The sequence below is a fragment of the Pseudomonas syringae pv. coryli str. NCPPB 4273 genome (assembly GCF_000972175.1).
GTDB classification, from domain to species: Bacteria; Pseudomonadota; Gammaproteobacteria; order Pseudomonadales; family Pseudomonadaceae; genus Aquipseudomonas; species Aquipseudomonas syringae.
Genome location: NZ_AWQP01000005.1, coordinates 94,761 through 119,030, shown reverse-complemented (window position 1 = coordinate 119,030; position 24,270 = coordinate 94,761). Strand labels below are relative to the sequence as shown.

Here is a 24,270-nt window from a genome sequence, read left to right as displayed (position 1 = left end):
CCACGGTATTGTTTACTTGGAACCGGCAGCCCAGCGCATGCCCCAGCCGTAGGCTTTGTCCATGTTGCTGTGGCCGTTGTGGAAATCCACGCGACGCGTCACCTTGACTGCACCGTTGTCATTTTCCAGCAGGGCAATGGCACACATGCCCTGACGACCGCCCTCCTCATTGAGGCGAACCTCGATGGGCGGCTGGCCCGGCGCGTGAATGGTGACGACCCCGTCGGTTTCCTTCCAGTTCGGTGCACCTTCATAGATGAACGCGTAGACCAGAATGCGACGGATCTTGCTCCAGTGCGCGCCATTGATATGCAGCCACTCACCGTCGCTGATCGAGCCGGTACGGTCATCGCCCATCAACTTGATGAAAGGCTCGGTGTTGAGCGAACCGAACGAGTTACCCAGCGCCTGAACAGCGCCTTTGAGACCGTCCTGCATTTCGAAGAGGCAGCCTACATCAAGGTCGATGGCATTGCTCTTCTTCATCGAGAAGAAGCCACCACCCTTGCTGTCGTTACGACGGTTCCAGTTCAGGTTGACCCGAATCTCACCGAAACCGGCACTGGATTTTTCCAGACTGATCGAAGCACGGGTCTTGTCGAGCGTGATCTTGCTCAGACTGACGGTCGACTTCGCTGCAGGCGCTGGAACAGGTGCAGGTGCAGGTGCAGGTGCAGGTGCAGGTGCAGGCTCATCCTGAGGCGCGGCGACTTCAACGCCGAAGTTTTTCGCCAATGGCTCAAGACCGCCGGCAAAACCCTGTGCCACGCAACGGAATTTCCATGCACCCTGACGCAGGTAGAACTCGCCCAGAATCAGCGCGGTTTCTTTCATGCCACTGGTCGGGATATCGGCTTCGATACCGCCGGTGATGTTCAATGCCAGGCGTGACACGCTGCCGAAACTGGCCTTGTTCTCATAGATGGTCGCCGTCAGGGCAACCTTCTCGATGACCGAGTCCAGACGGCTCGGGTCAAGACTGAACACCGCGCGTCCGGCTGACGCTTCCGTCTGCTGCAGCGCACCGCCGTTCACGCTTTTCTGGCCGTAGAAACACATGTCCTGATCGCCACGGACCTTGCCGGACGCGGTCAGCAGAAAAGCGGAGACGTCGATATCCGCATCCGCGATCGGGGAGTAGATAATTTCTACAGTCAGCGGGCCGGCAGCGACCGGCGCGTTGGCGCCCGGGACGAGTTGGGTCATACGCGTACAGCCCCGATCGCCAGCTCGACCAGATCATCAGCAGTGCGACCGTTGGTGACCTGGCCTACTGCAGTGAAGTCCCAGCCCGATGGCGTGCGCGCCAGATAAGACATCACCACGCCGGTGTGCTGGCCTTTTTCGGACAGATCAAAGCGGCCCAGTTCGTTACGGCTGCCCAGATCGACAATACGGCAGTAGGCGTTGGCGACTTTTTCGAAATTCTGACCGGTGAACGAATTGACGGTGAACACCAGGTATTTAACGGCGGCAGGCAGTTTTTCCAGATCGACGCTGATGGTTTCATCATCGCCCGCGCCTTCGCCGGTACGGTTGTCACCCGAATGCTGAATGGCACCGTCACGCGATTGCAGCTGGCGGAACCAGACCAGGTCGAGGGGCTTTTTGTCGGCGTCGAGCATGATGCACGAGGCATCCAGGTCGATATCGCCGCCGCCACCACCGAGCAATTTACCGAAGAAACCACTGGCTTTTTCAGGGTCCCATCCAAGTCCCATGCTGACTTTCTTGAGGCCTGTACCAGCAGTTTTCTCGAGTGAGATCGTCTGGTTCTTTGCCAAAGTGAGTGCCATTTTTCGCTCCATGTGACGTTGGATTTCGGATAAAAGTGTTACAGCCTTACCGTGTTGGCCCGTCTTTGCCATCAGGATTGTGTAACTTGGCGTTAACGGGGCCTTTATAACGGCCTCGACGCCACGTCGGATGAAACAAACGCCAGTGCGCATCCTGAGCAGCGGCGAGCAATTCGTGGTCGCCTCGGGTGTCGCCCCAGGCGCGAACCCGGAACTGGGTCAGCGGCCCATAGACGCTCTCCAGGCGTGCAACTTTCGAGTCGCAGCGGCAGTTGCTGCCTTCTATCAAGCCGGTCAACTTGCCGTCGATCACTTCCAGATTGGTGCCGATCAGCTCTACTTTCAGGCGATCAGCGAACGGTTGCAGGACCATAGCAGGCGATGCTGAACAAAGCGTGACAATGGCGCCCTTCTCGATTTCAGCGGCGATGGACTCCAGCGCAGCAGGACGCATCAGGCGTTTCCAGTGCGACTGGCAGAACGCTTCAGCCTTCTGCTGCAGCCATTGCACTTCAACACCGCTCAGAAAAGCCTTGATCAGGCGGCCCTTGAGTTCATCGCGGGTCAGGCGTTTGGCCAGGTAGCCTATGCTGGGCAGCACCAGCCGCGCCATGCGCACCGAAAAGGCACGTTGCCCGAAGGCGAATTTGAGAAACGGGACAAAACTGTCGTGGCGGGTAATGGTCCCGTCGAAATCAAAGACCGCCAGCAGGCGCTGTTCCACTTCGATTTCAAGGTCGGGCCCTACAGGCTCAAGATCAGGTCCTGCGGTTTCAAGGTCAGGTTCTATCATCTAGCTAACTGCCTCAGCGAGTCGAATGCTGGCATCCATGATCGAAGCGGGTGCGGATAACACTCCATGCCATTTGGCGCGCTCCATGATGTGGGTTGCCCATTTGTAGTGGGTAGCCGGTTCACACATCGCGTCGTTGTACTTGAACACTGCGGGGGCCACAGAGTTCAAAATCATCCGGGCGGAGTTCATGTCCTCCAGACTGACGCGTAGCGCATTCTGAATGATATTGACCTGCGAGGGGTGAATTGCCGTTTTACCGACCAACCCATTGGTAATATCCAGCGCCAGTTCATGCTGCAGAATGTCAGGAGTGGCCAGTTGCTCGAACACCGGAGCGGTAAGCGCAAAGCCCTGCGAACCCATGACACCCGCCAGCATGGGGATGACATACCCCATCGGCGTCGAATACAGGGTCATGGCCGGATTGCGGCGCAGCCCCAGGCAGCCCATCAGGTCATTACCCCCGATGCGTAGCGCAATGATCCGCTCGTACAGACTGGCCTTCAAGGCTTCCCCCAACTCGACCATCGCGGTCGGATTGAACACCTCGGGGGTTTCCAGTGTAGGCATCAACGCCAGCGAAGGATTGGTGACGGCCTGCTCCCAGCTCGTCAGACTTTTCAACGAGAGCTTGGGCACAACGAAACCGTCGACGTGCGCCATCAGCGGCCAGTCGTTGAGAATGCGCGCCATCGCTGCGTCCCTCGGACGCACGAACAGCAGCGGACCGTTGGCCGGACGACCCCCACGATCGCGGATTCGGGTGAGTACCTGACGAAGATTGATCAGCGCCGTGTCGACATCGGTCAGCGCCACGGCATCTTCCAGACAGACGACCAGCGAACGCAGCTCGGGAATCTTTTCACCGAACACCACATCGACGATGTCGTCCCGGGTCGCGGGCATATACAGCGTTGCCCCCAGCGCATAAGGCGAGAATAAGGCCATTAGCTCAGACTCCGAATGATGGTCACGGCCCGATAGGGTCCCAGGAGATCGCCCACTTCTTCGACGGGGATCCCCGCTTTTTCGGTCAGGTGCAACAGCAATTGCACGTCGCTGTCAGCCAGGTTGCGCACCAGTACATGATCCGGCACGCGGCGCATGACCGCTCTGGTGGCTTCGGCAATGCCCGGCTTGATGCGATTGAAGTTATTGATCCCGAAGCGCTCGGCCAGACGGTCGACCACCTGTGATGCGGCGGCCTTGAGTTCGGTTCGCTGAGGCAGCGTCCAGGGTGTCAGTGTGAGCGTAGAACTGTTTTGACGACGCTGGCTGTCGATCTGTTCAATAAAAGACTGCGTGACGTCGTGCTCCAGCAACTGCTCGTACACCACGCAACCGTGCAGCCCGCCGTCCGTCGGCCAGATAGAGCGCGACACCAGACCGGACACCGTGGCACCGAGAATGCCGGACGGAATCACCCAGTCCTCTGCCGACGCTGCCAGCCAGGCGCTGCCGCACGGATCGGCCAGTACCACCAGCCGAGGCTGATCCGGGAAGCGTTTATCGCCCGCCAGACTGCGACGGATCTCCCCCGAAATCGCGCCCTTGCCGGTCCAGCCGTCGACGAACACGATGTTCTGCGCGCCGTGGGCCTCGATGATGGCTTCAAGCGCCACCGTATCAATGCCGCGATCACGGACGATACTGATGCCGTAGTGGTGCGCTTCGCGCCCCAGATCGATCAGCGCCCGACGCAACAACACGCCCAGCGGCAGACCGGCGCGTACGAACGACACCAGAATGATTTCAGCGCCTGTGCACTCGCGGGCGAGCGCCTGGGCCAGGGCCTGAACATCGTCGGCCATGCGCGCGCCATTCTGCTCGAGCGCCCGCTCATACAGCGCCTTGTGGGCGACGCTGGGGGCCGACTCTTCGCTGATCATTTCCGAATAGTGTTTCTGTCGCGTCTGAATCAGGCGCTCCTTCTCCTCGACGCTGGTGGTCTGTAGCGCCACGCCGCGCAACAGAAAATGCACATCATCGTGCAGGTAACTGCCGCTGCCGACCGTATCGAGCCCGTGAACGGGATCACTCATGCGCTGCTCCGACAAACATTTTTGCCAACTGACTGCGGGCAGGTGTCGCCCACCAGTGGCACTCGTCCATGAAACCCAGATCGGTAATGCTGTCGCCAAAACCGAGCACCGGGCGTTCGCCATTGATCGCCTTGTCGCGCCGCAGCCACTCCTGGACCGCGTAACGCTTGGCCAGCCCTTCGGGCAGGAAAGCCAGATTGTTGCCGTTGCCATGGATATGCATGCCGTCGAGCAAGCCCCGCGCCTGCACTTCGGCCAGTACGTTGCCGAGGATGCTGTCATCGCTCTCGTTGTGCTTGGTCACCACGTAATGGAACAGCTGCGCCTCTTCGACCACCCAGCCGCGCAGTGAAAACCCCAGCTCCTGACCGATCGCCAGCGTCGTCGCCGACAGCTCATGCAGGCGCGACTGGTAGCTGGCCAGGGTGTGTTTCATCTGCTCGTTCCAGTCATGATCCAGCCGCCCCATGACATCGAGCATCACCCCGCCATGGGAGCAGATCGCGCCTGCGGTGAACGGCAGTTTGACCCGGCTGTAGGCCTCGACACTGCGCGCCGTCACCGGCACCACGTCGGAATGCGCCAGCAACCAGTGCGCGAACGACTTCTGCACATTGGTCATGTAGCCATTGGCATTACCAGAGATGTCCAGCGTTGCGACGTGCTTTTCAATGTCAGCCGGCGTTTTGCGCGCGGTCTGGAACAGGGTGTCGTCCAGATCGACGAAGATCAGCGGGCGGTCGTTACTCATCGCAGATGACCTCGGCGTTCAGTGCTTCGATCAACTCGGCAGGCACCGCCTGCCTTGGGGTTTCGGTACAGATCAGCACCCGATCGAACTGACCCGGCCGCACGTTGTAGAGGAAGTTGGGGATGCCCAGTCCATAGTTGTCGGAGAACGACAGTGCATGGTCGATGGCATGACCGAGTGCAATCGGTGAACGGCTGGTGGAACTGAAATGCACGTCGGCTCCGGCCTTCTCCAGACGCTCGGCGAGCAGGAACGGACGCCAGACGAATTCGCTGGTGCCAACCACCAGAATGCGTTCGCCCTTTTTGACGGTAATACCCGGTGCCAGCGTATCGGCTACCGACAGCACACCCATGCGCCCCCAGTCATTGGCAGTGACCAGCGGCCAGTCCCCCATGGCAACGGTGCCGACTTCCGGCATCTCCGGCAGCGGCGCACTTACGTCTTCATCAAAGGAGTACGAGCCTTGCAGCAGCGAGACCTGTTCTGCCACTGCGCCCATCGAGGTACTGACCGCGCCCGCCGACCAGTCGGTGAGCACGCAGGTCACCACCCGCTCGATCTTGCTCAAGCCGGCGTCGACCAACGCCTGATGCAGGTTGATGAAGGTCTTGCCCGTCGACGCCTCGTCATCGACCAGCACCAGCGAACGGGCACCGAGCATCATCTCGCGTAACGCCGGATCAACGGGCAGGTGGATCAGATGGGCGCTGGCGTGGCTGTGCTCTTCTTCAAAGCGGGCGAACAGCGCGCTGCCGGTCGGATGGCGCGTACTGACCATGTACAGGGCATCCGGGCGCGTTGCGCTGTAGGCACGGTGTACCCCGGCACCAAGGCCGACAGCCGTTTCGGCCATGCCGATGACCAGCACCGGGCCGGGCAGGTCTGCGGGGATCTTGTGCGCCAGGTCCTGAAAGCTTTTCAGCATCACGCTCGGGCGCGCAGGGATGTGGCGTCCCAACACTCGGGACACGAAGAGAAACGCGCGCTTGGGGTTACGCCGCTCGGCAAAGCCGAACAGTGAATCCGGAGCGATGGTCGACGAATCGACGCTGACATCGAGACGACCACGAAGCAGATCAGCACGAAGCTTTGTAGGGTTGGAAAAAGCTGCGCTGCTGTCCATCGATAAATTCCTGATTAGCGGGGCCGCAGCCCCTGACGCCTGCGGATCAGGCAGGCAACACCGGCTTCATTGGCGAGAGGCTTCAACGAGCCATAACGACGACTGAGCGGTGCGTGAGATTTCTGTGGTGGTGTACGACCTTTCCGGGCGGGCATGCGCAGCGTCGATGCGGCACGCCTGCAGAAAGGCCAGTAACAGTGAGGACTTCACGGCGAAGTTCATGTTTTGCCCGTCCGGTACGGTTGAGGTCACCATGCCAATCACCGCGCCCCCGTTGTCGAATAACGGGCTGCCACTGGACCCCGGCTGTATCGGTGCCGTGAACTGAAACAGGCTGGCATCGTTGTGCAGGCCGAACAGACCGGAGATCCCGCCCTGAGTCACCTGCAACCCGCCACCTGAAATGGACGCCAGTGGATAGCCCAAAACCGCTACGGTATCACCCGGCTCACAGCCCTGCCCGTCCCGGAATGTAACCGGAGACAACAGCGGTGCGCCCTGCACGCGCAGCAGCGCGATGTCGTTGCGACGGTCGATGACCACCGGCTCGGCCTTGTAACGGCCTTCCAGTGAAGTGATATAGAACACGCCCATGTCTTCGATGACATGCGCACAGGTCATGACGTGCGCCGGGCCGACCACGAACGCCGTGCCGGTCGCCGACTCATGCCGTGGCCCGCCACCCGAACCCGCAGACGGGCGGCGCGGATGACGGTCGTCCACGTCCAGACCGATCTTGCGCCCGAACGCCGACAGTCCATACGCCGAGCCTTCGCTCAGCGCGCGGAATTTCCATTGCTCATTGCGCTGGTAGAACTCGCCGATGATGATCGCCGCTTCGCCGTTATCGCGCAGGTCCAGGCGGTGCTCGATATCACCATCCACTTTGAGGTGCAGGCTGGCAATATCGCGGATCGGCCCCATGGCTGCGTAGACGTAAACCATCAGCAGCACGCGATCACTGCCCGTCGGGAGCCTGTCCAGCCTTAACGTGCAGCCAACATCCTGAGGGCCGCCGCTCCACTCCATCCAGCCCTGCTCCTGATGCAGCAGCGCCGGATCGCCCATCGGCTGGCGTTTGTCGTTGACCGCCAGCAAGGCGACCGCTGCGTACTCACCAAAAACCGAAGACTTACCGCTCTCCAGGTTCCAGGTGCAGTGGGCGTTAGCTAAAGCAGTGTTTGCACCTGGCGCAAGAAGCTTCATGCCCGATCCTCCCTGATAAGAGCGATTAGTGATAGCAAAAATCTATTATCACGATGAAACCGAGGCCCGTACAGCGACCGTGATGGCCTTGACACGGATATCTTCGAGCCAATGTGTTTCCGGTTCTTTCAAGCCGAGACGCCGTGCCGCGAAAATACCCGGCAGGTTGATGCCGGTTTCACGGGTGTAGCCAATGCCGCCTGAATAACGCGGGTTGATCTCCAGCAAGCGCGGCTTGCCATCCGCGTCGTCGCGGGTCTGTACATTGATCAGCCCGTCGCAGGCAAAATGCTCCGCCGCGCGGATTGCCAGTTTTACCGCTTCGCTGTCACGCTCGAAGGTCTGATTGAGCCCCACCTTGCGCCGCCCGACGAAGGCAACCGCCTTACCGTGCTCGCAGACCATGTCCACCGAACACTCACTGCCCGGCATATACGGCATGAGCAGCATGGCCGGCACGTCATCGGCCTGACGATAAGCATTAAGGTACGCCTGAAAGGTCGTCTCACGCGCATCGGGGTTGGCGAAACAACGAAAATCGTCAACGTCGGTCTTGAAGCGCCAAAAGCCGCGCCCGTAAATCCCGACCACCGGCTTGATGCACACCTCGCCAGACACCGCCAGCGCATCGTAAGCCGCCTGCAACTCCTCGGCATTGCTGACGGCAACCCCCGGAATACACGCCAGCCCCGCCGCCTCGGCCGCCGCCGTGAAACGACTCTTGTCATCGACGTCCATGAAGGTCTGCTGGGACGTTCCGCCGGTAACGAGGTCCAACCCTTCAGCGACAAAACGCGCACGCTGCGCTTCGTAAAAGCTGCCTATACGCCCGGCGACAATAATCTTGACGCCCAGCGAGCGAGCGGTGTGCAGCACCCAGTCGACACGCTCGTCGTTATCGACCGGCTCTTGCAGCGCCACATCGGCCTGCCCGGTGATTTCGGAGCGCTGCTGGCGATGCGAAGCGATGATCTGCACCGACGCAGGCAGCGCATCGCGCGCGCCCATGATCACTTCACGCTGGCTGGATTGCCCTTCAAGGAACCAAATCATGTCAATCTCCGGGAGACAACGCCGTCAGCAACGGCCTTGTCGAATTTTGTAATAACTGTTTTGCTTCGAAATGTTCGGATTAGGGCAAAGTCACGCAATTTTAAACAGAGGACGCTGGTATGAAGTGGCTGAGAAGGTCGATTTGGCTTGTGGTATTCGTTGCACTGGGGATCGGCGCATTAAGCCTCTACTACGTCCTGCCGCGCCATGATGTCGTGATGATCACCGGCGTGGAAGTCAAAAGAATGGACGCCGACGGCGTCATCAACGCCGAAAACCCGGCAGACGGCCCGACCCGCGACGTGTACTTCATCAATACCGAAGACCCGGACAGCAAGAAAGTCGTGGTCTACCGCAACGAAGACACCGGCTGGAGCTTCCCGTGGTACTTCAAATTCGACTCCGCCGACATCCAGGCCAAAGCCCAAGGCTACTCGCGTGATTCCCAGCAACTGGCGCTGATTCGTTATTACGGCTGGAGGATAACCATCCTGTCGATGTTTCCCAACGTGACAGAGGTTGAGGCGGTGACGAGTCGCGATCAGCCGTTTCCGATTTTTAACACGATCTTTTTTGTGGTGGTGGGATTGCTGGTGGTGATGGTTGTGGTTGGGGTGAGGAGGAGGTTTAAGGGGCGGGCGCGGGTTGATGGGGTGGTTAGGTAGAAGCCAATCCCTGACCTGAGCAGTCAGTTACTGCCTGGCCACGTGTCTTGAGCTGCGTGGCTAAGCTCATAGTTAACGGCTGCTTTCACTGCGACAGGCGCAATCTCATAGATTAAAGCCACACGCTTCGCGTTCTGGCCTTCAGCTAGATAATAATGATAGATCGTTGCTGTGTCGATTCCCGTTGTTGCCAACATCGGTTTGCCAAAATTCCTTGCCGGGTCCAAAACAACTGCCTTGCTTCGCGTTACCGGATACCAGCGCTTTGCCGACTCTTCACCTGCGTAATCAATGCCCTCGTACAGAGAGGGCGTAATGACCTGCTTGAACGCATATTGCCGCTTCACCAGATCCAGCAGAGCCTCATCACCCGTTTCATCCAGGACGGTCGCGAAAATATCCCGACCGTCGGTTTGAAAGCGCCTGCACGTAAACGGGTAGAGCTGACCGAACATTTCTCTGGCTTGTAACGAGGCGCTGCGGATCGCTTGCAAGCTGACGCCGTGCTGGCGAAATGCGTGAACAAAACGAATTTCCAGCAGGTCGTGGAAGCCGAGCAGCTTGTCGTCCAGAAATGCGACCTCTGGCGTCCAGAGGCCGGGGTGATCGACGCCTGCCGCGCTATAGCCAAACATTCATCTGCGAATGTCCTTTGCCGGAATGCCAGTGTATGAGGACGCTTCTGCTGGTGTGTATAGGCCCACACCGAGGAGGCGACTGGGTAATGCGGTGGTGTTCATAGCCCCTCTCTTCTTATGTGTGGAGTAATCAGGTGGGTAATTCTGGGCTTGATTCGGATATCTATCAACGGACGTTTTGATAACCGAAGCGGATCAGGAAGTGACCTAATGCAAAAGCTGAAATGTCCTACGATGCCATTGCATAACACCAAGCAATCGAATCAAAGCGCCCCCAACGAAGCACATCCGCCGGGGGCGTTATCGTTTCAACAGGTGAGTCTGATCTGGGTTTGTAGTGGATTCAGCTCTTGTTGAACAGCTCGAGCAAACCTCCTGCTTTCAGTACAGCCTTGGTGGGCGGACGTGCTTCGACTCGAGCATCGAAACCTTTTAAACCGGGCCTCTTTTCCAGCGAAATGCCGCAATTGAAAGACCAGCGCTCTACCGCGAACAAGTAAGTTTCGGCAACACCTAAGTCATTCCTCAACAGGTAGTTGCTGATCATCCGCCAGGATTGTTTACTGCTGGGCGGGGCCTGTTCCCCAAGCCTGATTTGGAGCGTGAGCGGCGGTCCTAGACGATTTGGCGAGTTGCACGCCGACATTCTAGGCATTTCGGTAGAGATGCCTCTTACGCTTAAGGAGATTGAAGAGAGAGGTATCGTTGTTCGAACGGTTCTGGAGACGTTGCCACCTTTTTCAGGGAACATCTGGTCTGAATTGGGGTGGAGTTATTGCCGCAGATTGACGCGATTGACAAGATTCTGTATCAGCCGAAGCTAGAGCATAAACAGAACTAAAAAATAGCAATATAATGAAAACCCTGATAAAACACCAGGGTTTTCTTGCATCGAATTACACTTACTCCAAGCCAGCCTGTTTTTTTAAAAGTTGCTTTTACTTAGTTTGCCCTACACAGAACTGGCGCATTACCCTGAACAGCCAAGCATCCACCACCCAAAGCCCATGTGGTAGAACCCGCGTTGAGTGTAGGTGTGAGCACATAAGTAGAGGCAGCAGGGATACCACCCTGAGGGACAACCGTAATAGCGCCGTTGGCGACTGCTACGCTAGCCACGTAAGTAGTTGCCGTGGTACCGGGAATGTCATTGGTACCTAAGTTGCAGCCTTGAGGCGTCCCCAGTTGCTGTATGCAAAGAGCAACAGCCGTTTTATAGGTATCTGCAACAGATGTGACTTCTGTAAATCGAGCACGCATCGTGTAGTTCTGATATGCTGGCAACGCAACGGCAGCCAAGATACCTACAATCGCAACAACGATCATAAGTTCAATAAGTGTAAAGCCTTTTTGTGATTTCATCGCGTACTTCTCCGAGGCGTCAATTTTAGGTGCCTTGCCTAGACCCAAGCACACACCATGCCAATGTGACTCGATCGTAATTCGTGGTTGAAGCAAGCTTTCATGTACTTAGAACACGCTGAAACCAGCAGAAACTGACAATTTTCGTCACATCCCTCGCTCCCATTTGGCAGCATCGCCCGACTGCGCTATAACCCACTCATTGTCTGTGTCTGGTGGTTTTATGACTGATGCTGTCCTCACTGGCCTGGCCAAGCAATTGGTCCTTGCCGAACTACTTACTGAACCTGTCGCGCAGCAAGCGTACCAACAGGCGCGTCGTGACAAGATTTCGTTGGTCAGCTATCTGGTTCAAAACAAGCTAGTCAAAAGCCTGACTCTGGCAGAAATGGCTTCCGATCAGTTCGGCGTGCCGTTCATGGATCTCGCCAGCCTCGACAAGGAAAGCCAGCCTAAAGGTTTGGTCAGTGAAAAGCTGGTTCGCCAGCATCACGCGCTGCCCCTCTGGCGGCGCGGCAACAAGCTGTTCATAGCGATATCAGACCCGACCAACCATCAGGCGGTGACAGATATTCAGTTCAGCACAGGCCTGAACACCGAAGCGATTCTGGTCGAAGATGACAAGCTGACCATAGCGATAGATCGATTTTTTGACAGCGATAGCGGTTTGGGCAATCTGGAGGATGTCGATCTAGGCCTGGATATCGAACCGGCGGATGGCAAAGAAACCACGCTAGCTACACAGAATGACGCTGACGATGCCCCGGTGGTGCGCTTCGTCAACAAGATGCTTATGGATGCCATCCGATTAGGATCATCCGACTTGCACTTCGAACCCTATGAAAAGATTTTTCGTGTGCGCTTGCGTACTGACGGCATCCTGCATGAAGTAGCCAGACCTCCCATTCACTTGGCCAATCGTATTGCCGCGCGTTTGAAAGTCATGGCAAGTTTGGATATTTCGGAACGGCGGAAGCCACAGGATGGACGCGTCAAGTTACGGGTGTCCAAAACAAAAGCCATAGATTTTCGTATGAATACCTTACCCACGTTGTGGGGCGAGAAGATCGTAATGCGGATACTCGACCCGACAAGCGCACAGATGGGCATCGATGCTTTGGGCTACGAGCCAGAACAAAAGGCGTTGTATCTGGAAGCGTTGAAACAGCCGCAAGGTATGATTCTTGTGACCGGCCCGACAGGCTCCGGCAAGACAGTGTCCCTGTATACCGGCCTGAATATTCTTAATACCGTGGATATCAACATTTCCACAGCTGAAGACCCAGTGGAGATCAACCTGGAAGGCATCAATCAGGTCAACGTCAACCCTCGCCAAGGACTGGACTTTTCCCAAGCCTTGCGCGCTTTTTTGCGTCAAGATCCCGACGTGATTATGGTCGGCGAGATACGAGACCTGGAAACGGCAGAAATTGCCATCAAAGCCTCGCAGACCGGCCATATGGTGCTTTCCACACTGCACACCAACAGCGCAGCGGAAACGTTGACTAGACTGCATCATATGGGCGTTGCAGCGTTCAACATTGCTACAGCAATCAACCTGATTATTGCGCAGCGACTTGCGCGGAAGTTGTGTAGCCATTGCAAGAAAGAACTGGATATCCCTCGTGACACACTGATTCAGGAAGGTTTTCCAGAAGCGAAAATCGGCACTTTCAGGATATACGGCCCGGTGGGCTGTGAGCACTGCAACGGGGGTTACCGAGGCAGGGTGGGTATTTACGAAGTGGTCAAGAAAACACCGGAGCTGGAACGCATCATCATGGAAGAAGGCAACTCGCTGGAGATCTCCAGACAGATGCGCAAGGACGGTTTCAATGACCTTCGCACATCAGGGCTTTCGAAAGCCATGCAAGGCATCACCAGCCTTGAAGAAGTCAACCGCGTAACCAAGGATTGAACATGGCCAGCAAGGCAGTAAAAGTCATCGTTTACACTTGGGAAGGTGTTGACAAGAAAGGTACCAAAACCAGTGGCGAACTGAGTGGCCATAACCTGGCTCTTGTAAAAGCCCAGCTGCGCAAGCAAGGCATCAACCCAACCAAGGTACGCAAAAAATCAGTTTCGATCTTTGGCAAGGGCAAGAAGATCAAGCCGCTGGACATCGCGTTCTTTTCTCGCCAGATGGCTACGATGATGAAGGCCGGTGTGCCATTGCTGCAATCGTTTGACATCATTAGCGAAGGCGCTGAGAACCCTAACATGCGCGCATTGGTAGGCTCGCTAAAGCAGGAAGTTTCGGCAGGTAATAGTTTTGCGACGGCTCTGCGACAGAAACCGGAGTATTTCGATGACCTGTTTTGCAATCTTGTAGATGCCGGCGAGCAAGCTGGCGCACTTGAAAGCCTGCTGGACCGTGTAGCCAGCTACAAAGAGAAGACGGAAAAGCTAAAAGCTAAAATCAAGAAAGCCATGACATACCCGATTGCCGTATTGATTGTCGCATTGATTGTATCCGGCATTTTGCTGATCAAAGTGGTGCCGCAGTTCCAGTCAGTCTTCGCTAGCTTTGGCGCTCAGTTGCCGACGTTTACCCTGATGGTTATTGGTCTATCGGACGTCGTACAAAAATGGTGGCTGGCCATTGTTGGGCTATTTTTCGTCAGCTTTTTTATGTTCAAACGTGCTTACAAACAGTCTCAAAAGTTTCGTGATAGCCTCGACCGACTTCTGCTGAAAGTGCCCATCATTGGGCCGTTAATTTTCAAATCTTCGGTGGCACGCTACGCGCGCACGCTTGCAACAACGTTTGCCGCTGGCGTCCCGCTTGTGGAGGCTTTGGACTCAGTCGCCGGAGCGACTGGCAATGTAGTATTTAAAAATGCAGTCATCAAGATAAAACAGGACGTCTCCACAGGCATGCAACTGAATTTCTCGATGCGATCGACTGGTGTTTTTCCAAGCTTGGCAATCCAAATGACGGCCATAGGCGAAGAGTCCGGTGCGCTGGACAATATGCTCGATAAAGTTGCTACCTACTATGAGGACGAAGTCGATAACATGGTAGACAATCTGACCAGCCTCATGGAACCGATGATCATGGCCTTTTTGGGCGTGATAGTTGGCGGGCTGGTAATTGCGATGTATCTACCTATCTTCCAACTCGGAAACGTCGTCTGACATGCCCCTCCTCGACCTCCTGGCCAGCTCACCGCTGGCCTTCGTCACCACCTGCTGCATCCTCGGCCTGATCATCGGAAGTTTCCTCAACGTGGTCGTCTACCGCCTCCCGATAATGATGGAGCGCGACTGGAAAGCCCAATCCCGAGAACTGCTCGGCCTGCCCGCCGAACCCGATCAACCCGTCTTCAATCTGAATCGTCCCCGCTCCAGCTGCCCGCATTGCGCACACAAAATCCGCCCATGGGAGAACCTGCCGGTGATCAGCTATCTGCTGCTGCGCGGCAAATGCTCGCAGTGCAAAGCGCCGATCAGCAAACGCTACCCGCTGGTCGAGCTGACCTGCGCAGTGTTGTCGGCCTACGTAGCCTGGCATTTCGGTTTCGGCTGGCAGGCGGCGGCGATGCTGGTACTGGGCTGGGGGCTGCTGGCGATGAGTCTGATCGATGCCGATCACCAACTGTTGCCTGATTCTCTGGTGCTGCCACTGCTGTGGCTGGGCCTGATCGTCAACGCTTTCGGGCTGTTCACCTCGCTGAACGAAGCGCTGTGGGGTGCAGTGGCCGGCTATCTGGCGCTGTGGTCGGTGTTCTGGCTGTTCAAGCTGGTGACCGGCAAGGAAGGCATGGGTTATGGCGACTTCAAGTTGCTGGCCATGCTGGGCGCGTGGGGCGGCTGGCAGATTTTGCCGTTGACCATCCTGTTATCGTCGCTGGTGGGCGCGGTGCTTGGGGTGATCATGATGCGTGTGCGCAGGGTCGAAAGCGGTACGCCGATCCCCTTTGGTCCTTATCTGGCCATTGCGGGGTGGATCGCTTTGCTCTGGGGTGGTCAAATAACCGACTCTTACATGCAGTTTGCCGGTTTCAGATGACTCACCCTGATGAAAAACCCTGGATTCTTGGCCTGACTGGCGGCATCGGTAGCGGTAAAAGTGCAGCGGCGAAGTGTTTTAGCGACCTTGGCGTCGACACTGTGGATGCCGATCATGCCGCCCGCTGGGTAGTCGAGCCCGGGCGCCCGGCGCTGGAGCAGATAGCGGCGCACTTCGGTACAGGCGTGTTGCAGACCAGCGGCGAGCTGGATCGAGGCGCGCTGCGCAAGCTGATCTTCGAAAACCCCGAGCAGCGACGCTGGCTGGAAGCGCTGCTGCATCCGCTGATCAATCAGGAAATCGTCAGCCATCTGGCCAAGGCCAAATCGCCGTATGCCATTCTGGTCTCGCCACTGCTGGTCGAGTCCGGGCAATTCCGCATGGTTCAGCGGCTGCTGGTGATCGATGCTCCGGCGCACCTGCAGATAGAACGCACCATGCTGCGCGACAGCTCCAGCCAGGAGCAGGTCGAAGCCATTCTCAAGGTGCAGATCCAGCGTGAAGACCGCCTGCGTCATGCCAATGATGTGCTGGTCAACGACCGCGATCACGCCTGGCTCAGCAGCGAAGTCGAGCGGCTGCACCACTTTTACCTTACTTTGCGTGGAGGCCAATCATGAGCCAACCAATGACCGTTCAATGCCCAACCTGCGACGCCCCGGTGGAATGGAGCGCAGCCAGTCCGAGCCGCCCGTTCTGCTCCGAGCGCTGCAAACTGATCGACCTGGGAGCCTGGGCTTCTGAAGAGCATGCGATTCCGGTGAGCCCGGATGCTGAGGACGAGTTGTTCTCGGGTGATCTGGAGGCACCGCACAGGGGGCATTGATAACAAAGTCGATGTGAAGCAACTCGCTTAGACGCAACTACGAGGGCTATCTTTCAGCCGCATCTCAGGACGTCTGTGATGGCCCTTTCGCGAGCAAGCTCGCTCCCACGACGCTCATGTCTCGCGATCATTTACCGTCCAACGCAGCCCTCAACGCATCAGCACTGCCAAACTGCTGCTGACTGACCAACTGCCCGTCGCGCAACTGTAACCACAGCACCTTATCGTCATCGCCTGCGTACTGCGGCACGATGCGCGCCTCTCGATCAAGCATCACGCGATAGCTGTAGTCACGCATTTTGGGGATGGCGAACATTTTGGCGATGATGGTTGGCATTTTCTGGATGTCAGCGACAAACACCGTATGGCGTGATTCCAGAAAGCCTTTTGGCTTGTCCTGAAGGGCGGCATTCACCAGCTTGGCGGCGTCCATGCTGCGTGCGACCAGCAGGGTTTGCGTCTGGTTGTTCAAAGTGTAGGGCTGATCGTATTGATCGAGCAGTGTCCAGGAGGACAGACGCTCGCCGACTTGCAGGGCGTTAGCGGTGAGGGGCAGCAAGGCCAGCAGCAGGATGGGCAGAAGCTTCACAGGTCGATCCTCGATAAAAAAGGCGCCTGCGACATTTATCGCAAGCGATCAAAAAATGAATTGCCAGTCTACACCCCTGCATTCACTCTTCCAGTCATGGCAACTTGAACGCTAAGCTTGGCCCTATGGATGACTCAGACTACCTGCGCCTGTTGACGATCCAGGCCGAACAAGCCAACGCCTTTCTTTCCAATGCGCGGAAGTGGGAGCGTGAGCGCTGGGTTTGTCAGCGCCTGTTGCAGGGGCTGAACATTACGCATCGTAATGAGGACTTCATGCCTGCCAGTCAGGAGCCGCCGGATGTGCTGTTTCGTGACGGGCGCTTCGAGGTGTTTTTCGTGCTGGATGAGGGGCGGCGTCTCAATGACGAGTGGCGCGAGGAGCTGGCGCGACGACGAAGCGCGTTCTCGTTGAGCCAACTGGTACGTCGGGAGGCCAAGCCCAAGCGGATTCCGGCCTCTGAACTGCTGCACCGACTCGCCCCTACCCTGCGCAAGAAATCCACCAACTATCGCGAACGCGGCATTGATCTGGGCGGGCTGGATATCATTGCCTTCGCCAGCCTCAAGCGCGAGGTGCTGGACCTCAACAGTCACTTTCCACCACCGACCGAGTACCTGCGTCAGGGCTGGCGCTCGTTGTCGCTGGTGGGGCCGACCTTCGCTCGGGTATTGTTCGCGCATCCCGGCGCTCCGGATTTTCTGCGTACCAATCTGGGGCGCAGTGTCGTTTTCGATGTTGGAATCAGTTTATGAGCCCCTTGCAGGAACTGCTGGCCGATGTGCCGCAACAAGGTCGTGTGCGCTGGATAGGCGTGCGTCCGCAATCGCGGGTCGAGATGATCGAGCTGGACGCCGTGGAAGCGCGGCGCGAAGCGGGTCTGACCGGCGATCACTCGCGGCCCGGCCCGCGCAATGCGCGGCAGGTGACGTTGATCCAGTGGGAGCATCTGGCGGTGGTTGGCTCGTTGCTGAACCGCGCGGCGGATAACCCCATCGTGCCGCAGGATTTGCGGCGCAATCTGGTGATCAGTGGCATCAACCTGTTCAGCCTGAAGAATCGACGCTTCCGGATCGGTCAGGCGATTTTCGAAACCACCGGCTGGTGTCAGCCGTGTGCGCGACTTGAGCAGCGCCTTGGTCACGGGACGTTCCAGGCGGTGCGTGGGCATGGCGGAATCACTGCGCGAGTGTTACAAAGCGGCATCATCCGCCTGGACGATGTGTTGCAGGTCGAGCCGCTGGAAATCACTGATCCCTGGCCCCCTGCCCGTCAGCACGCTTGAGACAACGCATAAATTGAGCAGCCACCTGAACCCGGAACCGCAAAGGTGTGTCGAAGAGTACCTTCAGGCACACCGGCATCCAGTCGAGCGCAGGCCGCTCCTGACCCGGACAGTGTGGTGATGAACCCTTTATTGAGCCTTCTGACGCTATGAGCTGCCTTGCGCTCGCGAAGATCGAGCTCCCCCCGAATTCCTTAAACCTTCCGAGTAATCCTTATGACGCATCGTATTGTTATCGTTGGCGGAGGCGCTGGCGGTCTGGAGCTGGCGACCAGTCTGGGCAAGACCCTGGGCAAGAAAGGCACGGCCAGTGTCACGCTGGTTGATGCCAACCTGACGCATATCTGGAAGCCGCTGTTGCACGAAGTGGCTGCCGGTTCGCTCAACTCGTATGAGGACGAGCTGAACTACGTGGCTCAGGCCAAGTGGAACAACTTTCAGTTTCAACTCGGGCGCATGACCGGTCTTGACCGCGCCAGCCGCCAGATTCATCTGGCCGAGACGCTGGATGAAAACGGCGCAGAACTGGTTCCGGCACGCAGCCTGGGTTACGACTCGCTGGTCATCGCGGTGGGCAGCACCACCAACGACTTCGGCACCAAGGGCGCGGCAGAGCACTGCCTGTTTCTCGACAGCCGCAAGCAGGCCGAGCGCTTTCACCAGCAACTGCTCAACCACTACCTGCGCGCCCACGCCGGTCAGGCCGACAGCGCGCAGGAAATCACCGTGGCCATCGTGGGTGCTGGTGCAACCGGTGTCGAGCTGGCGGCAGAGCTGCACAACGCAGCGCATGAGCTGGCGGCTTACGGGCTGGGTCAGATCAAGCCGGAAAACCTGCGCATCACGGTGATCGAAGCCGGCCCACGGGTGTTGCCCGCGCTGCCTGAGCGCATCGGCGCGCCAGTGCACAAGACGCTGGAAAAGCTCGGCGTGACTGTGCTGACCAATGCGGCAGTCAGTGAAGTGACGGCTGATGGCTTGATCACTGCTACCGGGCAGGTCATTCCGGCGAGCTTGAAGGTCTGGGCGGCAGGTATCCGTGCCCCGGCCTTCCTGCATGAACTGGATGGCCTGGAAAGCAACCGGATCAATCAGTTGCAAGTGCTGCCGACGCTGCAAACCACACGTGACGAAAATATCTTCGCCTTCGGTGACTGCGCGGCCTGCCCTCAAAAAGGCACCGACCGCAACGTCCCGCCGCGCGCTCAGGCCGCCCATCAGCAGGCGTCGTTGCTGGTTAAGTCGCTGCGCTTGCGGATCGAAGGCAAGACGTTGCCGGAGTACACCTACAAGGACTACGGCTCGCTGATCTCGCTGTCGAGCTTCTCGGCCGTCGGCAATCTGATGGGTAACCTGATGGGCAGCGTGATGCTCGAAGGCTGGCTGGCGCGGATGTTCTACGTGTCGCTGTACCGCATGCACCAGATGGCGCTGTACGGCACCTTCCGTACCCTGATGCTGATGCTGGGCAGCAAGATCGGCAAAGGCACCGAGCCGCGGATGAAGCTGCACTAAGACACGCCAGACGAGAAGTGCACGGGAGAGCACTCTCGTGCCCATGCTCTGAAGTGGGCATGCCTTTCTGGACGCTCTGCGTCTTATCTTGACTGTGCGGGGCAGCGCAGACCTTGCGACGCAGAGCGTCGTGAAATGCATTCCCCACTGGAGCGTGAGGAACGATCATCTCACTATCGTGCGGCGCTCTGCGTCGCATGCCGTTCCGGACGCTCCGCGTCCTCTTGCGACGCAGAGCGTCGTGAAACGCATTCCCACGCTGGAGCGTGAGGAACGATCCCCCCTCTATCGTGCGGCGCTCTGCGTCGCATGCCGTTCCGGACGCTCTGCGTCCTCTCCCAAGTGAATTCGGCTGTTCTGCCAACGCGTTTGCTGCGCCGACTTGCGGTGCCCCGAATACCCGCTATTTTTAACAGGATCGGGTTGTGCGCCAAGCAATCGGACGGAAGGCTCTCGTACTGTTATCAAGTTTGTCTGCGGCGCGCAGATAACCATTGAGTCGTGTACAACGCTGCACTGTTCAGGGATCGAACCCATGATGTCGAATCAATACAGTAGTACTCCTGCACAAAATCATCCGCGTTTCATCTGGTTCTCACTCATTCCCGTCATACCCGCCATTGCCTGGATTCTCACGCAGTTCGGCACGGGTACGGCCAATCTGGTGGCGTGCGCTGTACTGCTGGCGATCGGTCTAGGCGCGTGTGCCTGGGCTGCCCGTTCACAGCAGATCGAAGTGCGCCGCGCCGTGGCTCAGGCGCTGGATCATCACCAGGCGCATAGCGCACAAAGCAGCGCCATGGCGTCCAACGCCCAGTTTAATGAGATCCTCCTTGGTGCCATGCCGATCTGGGCCAAGCAGGTCGAAAGCTCGCGCCAGCAGACCGAAACCGCGATTGTCGAGCTGAGCACGCGCTTCATGGGCATTTCCGAACGCCTGCAGGAAACCGTACAGGCGTCGCAACACGCTGCCGGTGAACTGGACGGTCAGAACGCCGATGGTGCGCTGAAAGTGTTGTCGCAGAGTGACAGCGAGCTGAGCCAGGTAATCGACTCGCTCAAATCCACTCAGGCCAGCCGCGACCAGACGCTCTCCCAGGTCCGCAGCCTCACCGCCTACACCGGCGAATTGCGCACCATGGCCGCCGACGTTGCAGCGATTGCCGCACAGACCAACCTGCTGGCCCTCAACGCGGCCATTGAGGCGGCGCGCGCCGGTGAGGCAGGCCGTGGCTTTGCCGTGGTGGCCGATGCGGTGCGCAGCCTGTCGAGCAAGTCCAGCGAAACCGGTCAGCAGATGTCCGCCAAGGTCGACATCATCAACAACGCGATTACCCAGCTGGTGCAGGCCGCATCGAGCGGCGCCGATCAGGACAGCCATTCGGTGGCCGCTTCCGAACAAAGCATTCAGAACGTACTGGAGCGCTTCCAGAGCATCACCGGTCGCCTGGCCGAGTCCGCCGACCTGCTCAAGCAGGAGAGCTACGGGATTCGCGACGAAATGACCGAGGTTCTGGTGAACCTGCAGTTTCAGGACCGGGTCAGCCAGATTCTCGCCCACGTACGCGACAACATCGACTCGCTGCACGCGCACCTTCTGCAGGCTAGCCAATCCCCTGATGAGGCGGTCGCCATCGACGCCCGGCAATGGCTGGCGCGCATGGAGTCCACCTACGCGACCGACGAGCAACGTCGCACTCACCGAGGTGAATCGGCAGCACAGCAGGATTCGCAGGAAATCACGTTTTTCTAGGAGTAAATCATGGCTAAGAGTGTATTGGTGGTCGACGATTCAAGCAGCGTCCGGCAAGTCGTCGGTATCGCGCTGAAGAGTGCCGGATACGACGTTATCGAAGCCTGTGACGGGAAGGATGCACTGGGCAAGCTCACCGGGCAGAAGGTGCACCTGATCATCAGCGACGTGAACATGCCGAACATGGACGGCATCACTTTCGTCAAGGAAGTGAAGAAGCTGGCCAGCTACAAGTTCACGCCCATCATCATGCTGACCACCGAATCCCAGGAATCGAAAAAGGCTGAAGGTCAGGCCGCAGGCGCCAAGGCGTGGGTCGTCAAACCGTTTCAGCCGGCACAAATGCTCGCAGCGGTTTCCAAGCTCATCCTGCCCTGAGACCCAGGCCCATGGAGGCCAGCATGCCCACGCCAGACGAGAGCGCCAACGACACTGCACGCGTGCAGATAGACGGCGAGTTGACGATCTACACCGTGACCGAACTGGCCGCCAGGCTATTGCCACAGATCGGAACTGCGGCACGCCTGGAGGTTGATCTTTCACAGGTCACCGAGATGGACGGCGCCGGTCTGCAACTGCTGGCTGTGATTCAGCGCGAAGCCGGCAAGACCGGGACTTCGCTGCATTTGACCGGGCAAAGCAAGGCGGTCAGCGAAACCTTCGAGTTATGTAATCCGGGTATGGTGCTGTAGCGCGTCCATTTGCAGTACTGCCCAGTGATCGATCAAGGAAGTCATCGTGAGTATTAATCTCGATCAGGCACAGCAGACGTTCATCGTTGAAGCGCGTGAGCTTTTGCAGGCCATGGAGGAATCCCTCCTGCAACTCGAAAGCGAGCCCGGCGACCAGGACGCGATCGGCGCGGTTTTCCGCGCAGCGCACACCATCAAAGGCTCGGCCGGACTGTTCGGGCTGACGCCTATCGTCAGTTTTACTCACATCGTCGAAGACGTGCTGGATCGTCTGCGTGAAGGCAGCGTTTCGGTAAACGCCGAGCTGATCGCCGTGCTGCTCAAATCCGGCGATCACATGCTTGAGTTGATCGACGTGGTCGCCAGCCGTGGCGAGCAGATGCAGCAACCTGCACTGGAGCGCGAGGCAGCGCTGCGTCAGGCGTTGCAGGTATTCCAGGCACCGGCCAGCGCCGGGGCCGCTGACAGCGCGAGCGCGTCGGTCGTCAGCGATGATGAACCGTCAGCCGAAGTGCTCTGGCATATCTCGCTACGTTTTGGCGTGGATGTGTTTCGCAACGGCATGGACCCACTGTCGTTCCTGCGCTATCTCAATACCCTGGGGCGGATGGTCCAGGTCACGACGGTAACCGACAGTATTCCAGCAGTTGAGGCGTGGGACCCGGAATCCTGCCACTTGGGTTTCGAGATCGACTTCCGCTCTGCTGCCGGGCACGCCGCGATCAACGAAGTCTTCGATTTCGTGCGTGAAGACTGCGCCGTGGAAATCACCCCGGTGAACGAGACGCCAGACCACGTCGAGCCCACCGGCACCGAACTGGTCTCGCAGCCCGAGCACAGCCCTATGGTGGCCAGCGGCGAACTGCTGGGCGATCAGCGCGCAGTGCCACGAACGCCCGCAACGGCAACGGCAACCGCTGTAGAGCGCCCTTCTTCGGCCGGCGAGCAGAAAAACAAGGATGGCCGCTATGTGCGCGTCAACGCCGACAAGCTCGACGAGCTGATCAATCTGGTCGGCGAGCTGGTCATTGCCAGCGCCGGCGCCAGCCTGCTGGCCAAGTCGTGCGACAACGACCCGCTTCAGGAAGCCAGTTCCACCGTATCGGGGCTGGTCGAGCAGATCCTGGATGGCGCGCTGCACCTGCGCATGATCCCCATCGGCGACACCTTCAATCGCTTCCGCCGTGTGGTGCGCGATGTCAGCCAGGAACTGGGCAAGGACATCGACCTGATCATCAATGGCGCGGAGACCGAACTGGACAAGACCGTCGTCGAAAAGATCGGCGACCCGCTCATGCACCTGCTGCGCAACTCCATGGATCACGGCATCGAGAGCGCCGAAGCACGTCGCGCCGCAGGCAAGCCGGCCAAAGGTCATTTGAGCCTCAATGCGTACCACGACTCGGGCAGCATCGTCATTGAAATCGCCGACGACGGGGCCGGACTCAACCGCGAGCGCATCCTCGACAAGGCCCAGCAACGCGGGCTGGTGGCGGTCGGCGCAAGCCTCACCGATCAGGAGATCTACAACCTGATTTTCGAACCCGGCTTTTCCACTGCCGAGGCCGTCACCAACCTTTCGGGGCGCGGTGTCGGCATGGACGTGGTCAAGCGCAACATCACCTTGCTGCGCGGCACGGTGGATCTGGACAGTCAGCCCGGTCAGGGCACCATCGTGCGCATCCGCCTGCCGCTGACGCTGGCGATCATCAACGGCTTTCTGGTCGGTATCGATCAGTCGACTTACGTGATCCCGCTGGACATGGTGCAGGAATGCATCGAGCTGGACGAACACAACCGGCAGTTGACCCGCGACAGCGGCTACCTGGACCTGCGTGGCGAAGTGCTGCCGCTGGTCTACCTGCGCGACCACTTCAATCATGAAGGCCCGGCCGCCAGGCGCCAGAACGTGGTGGTGGTGCGTTACGCCGAGCACAAGGCCGGGCTGGTGGTCGACGAGCTGCTTGGCGAGTTCCAAACCGTTATCAAACCTCTGGGCAAGCTGTTCGGCGCGCTGCGCGGCATCAGCGGCTCGACGATCCTGGGCAGTGGCGCGGTGGCGTTGATTCTCGACATCCCCGCCCTGCTCAACCAGATCGTACACATGGAGGCCCGCTCGACCCAGGCGCCTCAATCCCTGTTGCCCACTTCTCGCTGACGGAT

The 24,270-nt window shown here is 58.4% G+C and carries 28 protein-coding genes; 15 read left to right on the top strand and 13 right to left on the bottom strand.

The genetic code is table 11. From position 1 onward, the window contains the following. Window positions 1-12: 12 nt before the first annotated feature. The 9 genes from P406_RS04655 to P406_RS04615 all read right to left on the bottom strand — a co-directional run bounded on the left by P406_RS04655 (window position 13) and on the right by P406_RS04615 (window position 8,770). Complete coding sequence (locus P406_RS04655; RefSeq protein WP_046235479.1) at window positions 13-1,206, bottom strand: TerD family protein; 1,194 nt, start codon at window positions 1,204-1,206, stop codon at window positions 13-15. Beyond that, complete coding sequence (locus P406_RS04650; RefSeq protein WP_003317764.1) at window positions 1,203-1,796, bottom strand: TerD family protein; 594 nt, start codon at window positions 1,794-1,796, stop codon at window positions 1,203-1,205. The genes P406_RS04655 and P406_RS04650 overlap by 4 nt, the downstream gene beginning before the upstream one ends. A 46-nt stretch (window positions 1,797-1,842) precedes the next feature. Continuing rightward, a complete protein-coding gene (locus P406_RS04645) occupies window positions 1,843-2,589 on the bottom strand; it encodes an HAD family hydrolase (RefSeq protein ID WP_003317765.1) in 747 nt (248 codons plus the stop codon). Next, entirely contained in the window at window positions 2,590-3,540 is a 951-nt protein-coding gene (locus P406_RS04640; RefSeq protein ID WP_003392683.1) for an HpcH/HpaI aldolase/citrate lyase family protein, read from the bottom strand. Continuing rightward, window positions 3,540-4,634 carry a cysteine protease StiP family protein gene (locus tag P406_RS04635; protein ID WP_046235478.1) on the bottom strand — a complete coding sequence of 365 codons (1,095 nt, stop codon included), beginning with the start codon at window positions 4,632-4,634 and terminating at the stop codon, window positions 3,540-3,542. The genes P406_RS04640 and P406_RS04635 overlap by 1 nt, the downstream gene beginning before the upstream one ends. After that, a complete protein-coding gene (locus P406_RS04630) occupies window positions 4,627-5,385 on the bottom strand; it encodes an HAD family hydrolase (protein WP_029572461.1) in 759 nt (252 codons plus the stop codon). The genes P406_RS04635 and P406_RS04630 overlap by 8 nt, the downstream gene beginning before the upstream one ends. Continuing rightward, on the bottom strand, window positions 5,378-6,511 hold the full coding sequence (locus tag P406_RS04625; protein ID WP_046235477.1) for a phosphoribosyltransferase domain-containing protein: 1,134 nt from the start codon (window positions 6,509-6,511) through the stop codon (window positions 5,378-5,380). Before P406_RS04625 ends, P406_RS04630 begins: the two co-directional genes overlap by 8 nt. A 66-nt stretch (window positions 6,512-6,577) precedes the next feature. Further along, window positions 6,578-7,717, bottom strand: coding sequence for a trypsin-like peptidase domain-containing protein (locus P406_RS04620; protein ID WP_046235476.1), 1,140 nt, complete (start codon window positions 7,715-7,717; stop codon window positions 6,578-6,580). Between the two features lie 48 nt (window positions 7,718-7,765). Next, window positions 7,766-8,770, bottom strand: a complete 1,005-nt coding sequence (locus P406_RS04615; RefSeq protein ID WP_046235475.1) for an ATP-grasp domain-containing protein — start codon at window positions 8,768-8,770, stop codon at window positions 7,766-7,768. A gap of 119 nt (window positions 8,771-8,889) precedes the next feature. On the opposite strand from P406_RS04615, the gene P406_RS04610 reads away from it, so the two are divergent. Beyond that, on the top strand, window positions 8,890-9,435 hold the full coding sequence (locus P406_RS04610) for a DUF1523 family protein (protein ID WP_003317774.1): 546 nt from the start codon (window positions 8,890-8,892) through the stop codon (window positions 9,433-9,435). Between the two features lie 23 nt (window positions 9,436-9,458). On the opposite strand, the gene P406_RS04605 is transcribed toward P406_RS04610, so the two are convergent. Together P406_RS04605 and P406_RS29685 are read right to left on the bottom strand one after the other, a co-directional pair. Next, the gene (locus tag P406_RS04605; RefSeq protein ID WP_046235474.1) at window positions 9,459-10,070 is read right to left on the bottom strand and encodes a hypothetical protein; all 612 of its coding nucleotides are present in this window, start codon (window positions 10,068-10,070) and stop codon (window positions 9,459-9,461) included. Between the two features lie 346 nt (window positions 10,071-10,416). Further along, window positions 10,417-10,620 (bottom strand): glutathione S-transferase family protein, encoded by a 204-nt coding sequence (locus tag P406_RS29685; protein ID WP_082100703.1) that lies wholly within the window; start codon window positions 10,618-10,620, stop codon window positions 10,417-10,419. A gap of 55 nt (window positions 10,621-10,675) precedes the next feature. Here P406_RS29685 and P406_RS27140 point away from each other — a divergent pair, with 55 nt between their 5' ends. Further along, window positions 10,676-10,897, top strand: a complete 222-nt coding sequence (locus P406_RS27140) for a winged helix-turn-helix transcriptional regulator (RefSeq protein ID WP_235810440.1) — start codon at window positions 10,676-10,678, stop codon at window positions 10,895-10,897. Window positions 10,898-11,015: 118 nt separating this feature from the next. On the opposite strand, the gene P406_RS27135 is transcribed toward P406_RS27140, so the two are convergent. Further along, entirely contained in the window at window positions 11,016-11,435 is a 420-nt protein-coding gene (locus tag P406_RS27135) for a pilin (protein ID WP_046235493.1), read from the bottom strand. Between the two features lie 223 nt (window positions 11,436-11,658). On the opposite strand from P406_RS27135, the gene pilB reads away from it, so the two are divergent. Genes pilB through yacG form a run of 5 tightly spaced genes read left to right on the top strand, consistent with a single transcriptional unit; the run spans window position 11,659 to window position 16,273 of the window. Further along, a complete protein-coding gene (gene pilB, locus P406_RS04590) occupies window positions 11,659-13,353 on the top strand; it encodes a type IV-A pilus assembly ATPase PilB (protein ID WP_046235473.1) in 1,695 nt (564 codons plus the stop codon). Between the two features lie 2 nt (window positions 13,354-13,355). Then, on the top strand, window positions 13,356-14,573 hold the full coding sequence (locus P406_RS04585; RefSeq protein WP_046235472.1) for a type II secretion system F family protein: 1,218 nt from the start codon (window positions 13,356-13,358) through the stop codon (window positions 14,571-14,573). A 1-nt stretch (window position 14,574) separates the two neighbouring features. Then, window positions 14,575-15,447 (top strand): prepilin peptidase, encoded by an 873-nt coding sequence (locus P406_RS04580; RefSeq protein ID WP_046235471.1) that lies wholly within the window; start codon window positions 14,575-14,577, stop codon window positions 15,445-15,447. Continuing rightward, window positions 15,444-16,067: a dephospho-CoA kinase gene (coaE, locus tag P406_RS04575; protein WP_046235470.1), complete on the top strand. Its 624-nt coding sequence runs from the start codon at window positions 15,444-15,446 to the stop codon at window positions 16,065-16,067. Before P406_RS04580 ends, coaE begins: the two co-directional genes overlap by 4 nt. Next, window positions 16,064-16,273, top strand: coding sequence for a DNA gyrase inhibitor YacG (gene yacG / locus P406_RS04570; protein WP_002552020.1), 210 nt, complete (start codon window positions 16,064-16,066; stop codon window positions 16,271-16,273). The genes coaE and yacG overlap by 4 nt, the downstream gene beginning before the upstream one ends. 127 nt (window positions 16,274-16,400) lie before the next feature. Here the strand turns inward: yacG and P406_RS04565 are convergent, their stop codons facing one another. Further along, window positions 16,401-16,862 carry a hypothetical protein gene (locus tag P406_RS04565; RefSeq protein ID WP_004409917.1) on the bottom strand — a complete coding sequence of 154 codons (462 nt, stop codon included), beginning with the start codon at window positions 16,860-16,862 and terminating at the stop codon, window positions 16,401-16,403. Window positions 16,863-16,987: 125 nt separating this feature from the next. Between P406_RS04565 and P406_RS04560 the strand changes: the two genes are divergently transcribed. The 8 genes from P406_RS04560 to P406_RS04530 all read left to right on the top strand — a co-directional run bounded on the left by P406_RS04560 (window position 16,988) and on the right by P406_RS04530 (window position 24,265). Further along, complete coding sequence (locus P406_RS04560) at window positions 16,988-17,617, top strand: DUF1780 domain-containing protein (protein ID WP_003392710.1); 630 nt, start codon at window positions 16,988-16,990, stop codon at window positions 17,615-17,617. Further along, window positions 17,614-18,147 carry an MOSC domain-containing protein gene (locus tag P406_RS04555; RefSeq protein WP_003430737.1) on the top strand — a complete coding sequence of 178 codons (534 nt, stop codon included), beginning with the start codon at window positions 17,614-17,616 and terminating at the stop codon, window positions 18,145-18,147. The genes P406_RS04560 and P406_RS04555 overlap by 4 nt, the downstream gene beginning before the upstream one ends. Next, window positions 18,032-18,268 (top strand): DUF3094 family protein, encoded by a 237-nt coding sequence (locus tag P406_RS29680; protein ID WP_306345877.1) that lies wholly within the window; start codon window positions 18,032-18,034, stop codon window positions 18,266-18,268. Before P406_RS04555 ends, P406_RS29680 begins: the two co-directional genes overlap by 116 nt. Before the next feature lie 95 nt (window positions 18,269-18,363). Further along, on the top strand, window positions 18,364-19,662 hold the full coding sequence (locus P406_RS04550; protein WP_003392712.1) for an NAD(P)/FAD-dependent oxidoreductase: 1,299 nt from the start codon (window positions 18,364-18,366) through the stop codon (window positions 19,660-19,662). Between the two features lie 535 nt (window positions 19,663-20,197). Next, window positions 20,198-21,415 (top strand): methyl-accepting chemotaxis protein, encoded by a 1,218-nt coding sequence (locus P406_RS04545; RefSeq protein ID WP_082100700.1) that lies wholly within the window; start codon window positions 20,198-20,200, stop codon window positions 21,413-21,415. 9 nt (window positions 21,416-21,424) lie between these two features. Then, window positions 21,425-21,793, top strand: a complete 369-nt coding sequence (locus tag P406_RS04540) for a response regulator (protein ID WP_002553206.1) — start codon at window positions 21,425-21,427, stop codon at window positions 21,791-21,793. A gap of 23 nt (window positions 21,794-21,816) precedes the next feature. Continuing rightward, the gene (locus P406_RS04535) at window positions 21,817-22,107 is read left to right on the top strand and encodes an STAS domain-containing protein (RefSeq protein WP_046235469.1); all 291 of its coding nucleotides are present in this window, start codon (window positions 21,817-21,819) and stop codon (window positions 22,105-22,107) included. Window positions 22,108-22,153: 46 nt separating this feature from the next. Continuing rightward, the gene (locus tag P406_RS04530) at window positions 22,154-24,265 is read left to right on the top strand and encodes a chemotaxis protein CheA (RefSeq protein ID WP_046235468.1); all 2,112 of its coding nucleotides are present in this window, start codon (window positions 22,154-22,156) and stop codon (window positions 24,263-24,265) included. Window positions 24,266-24,270: the final 5 nt, after the last annotated feature.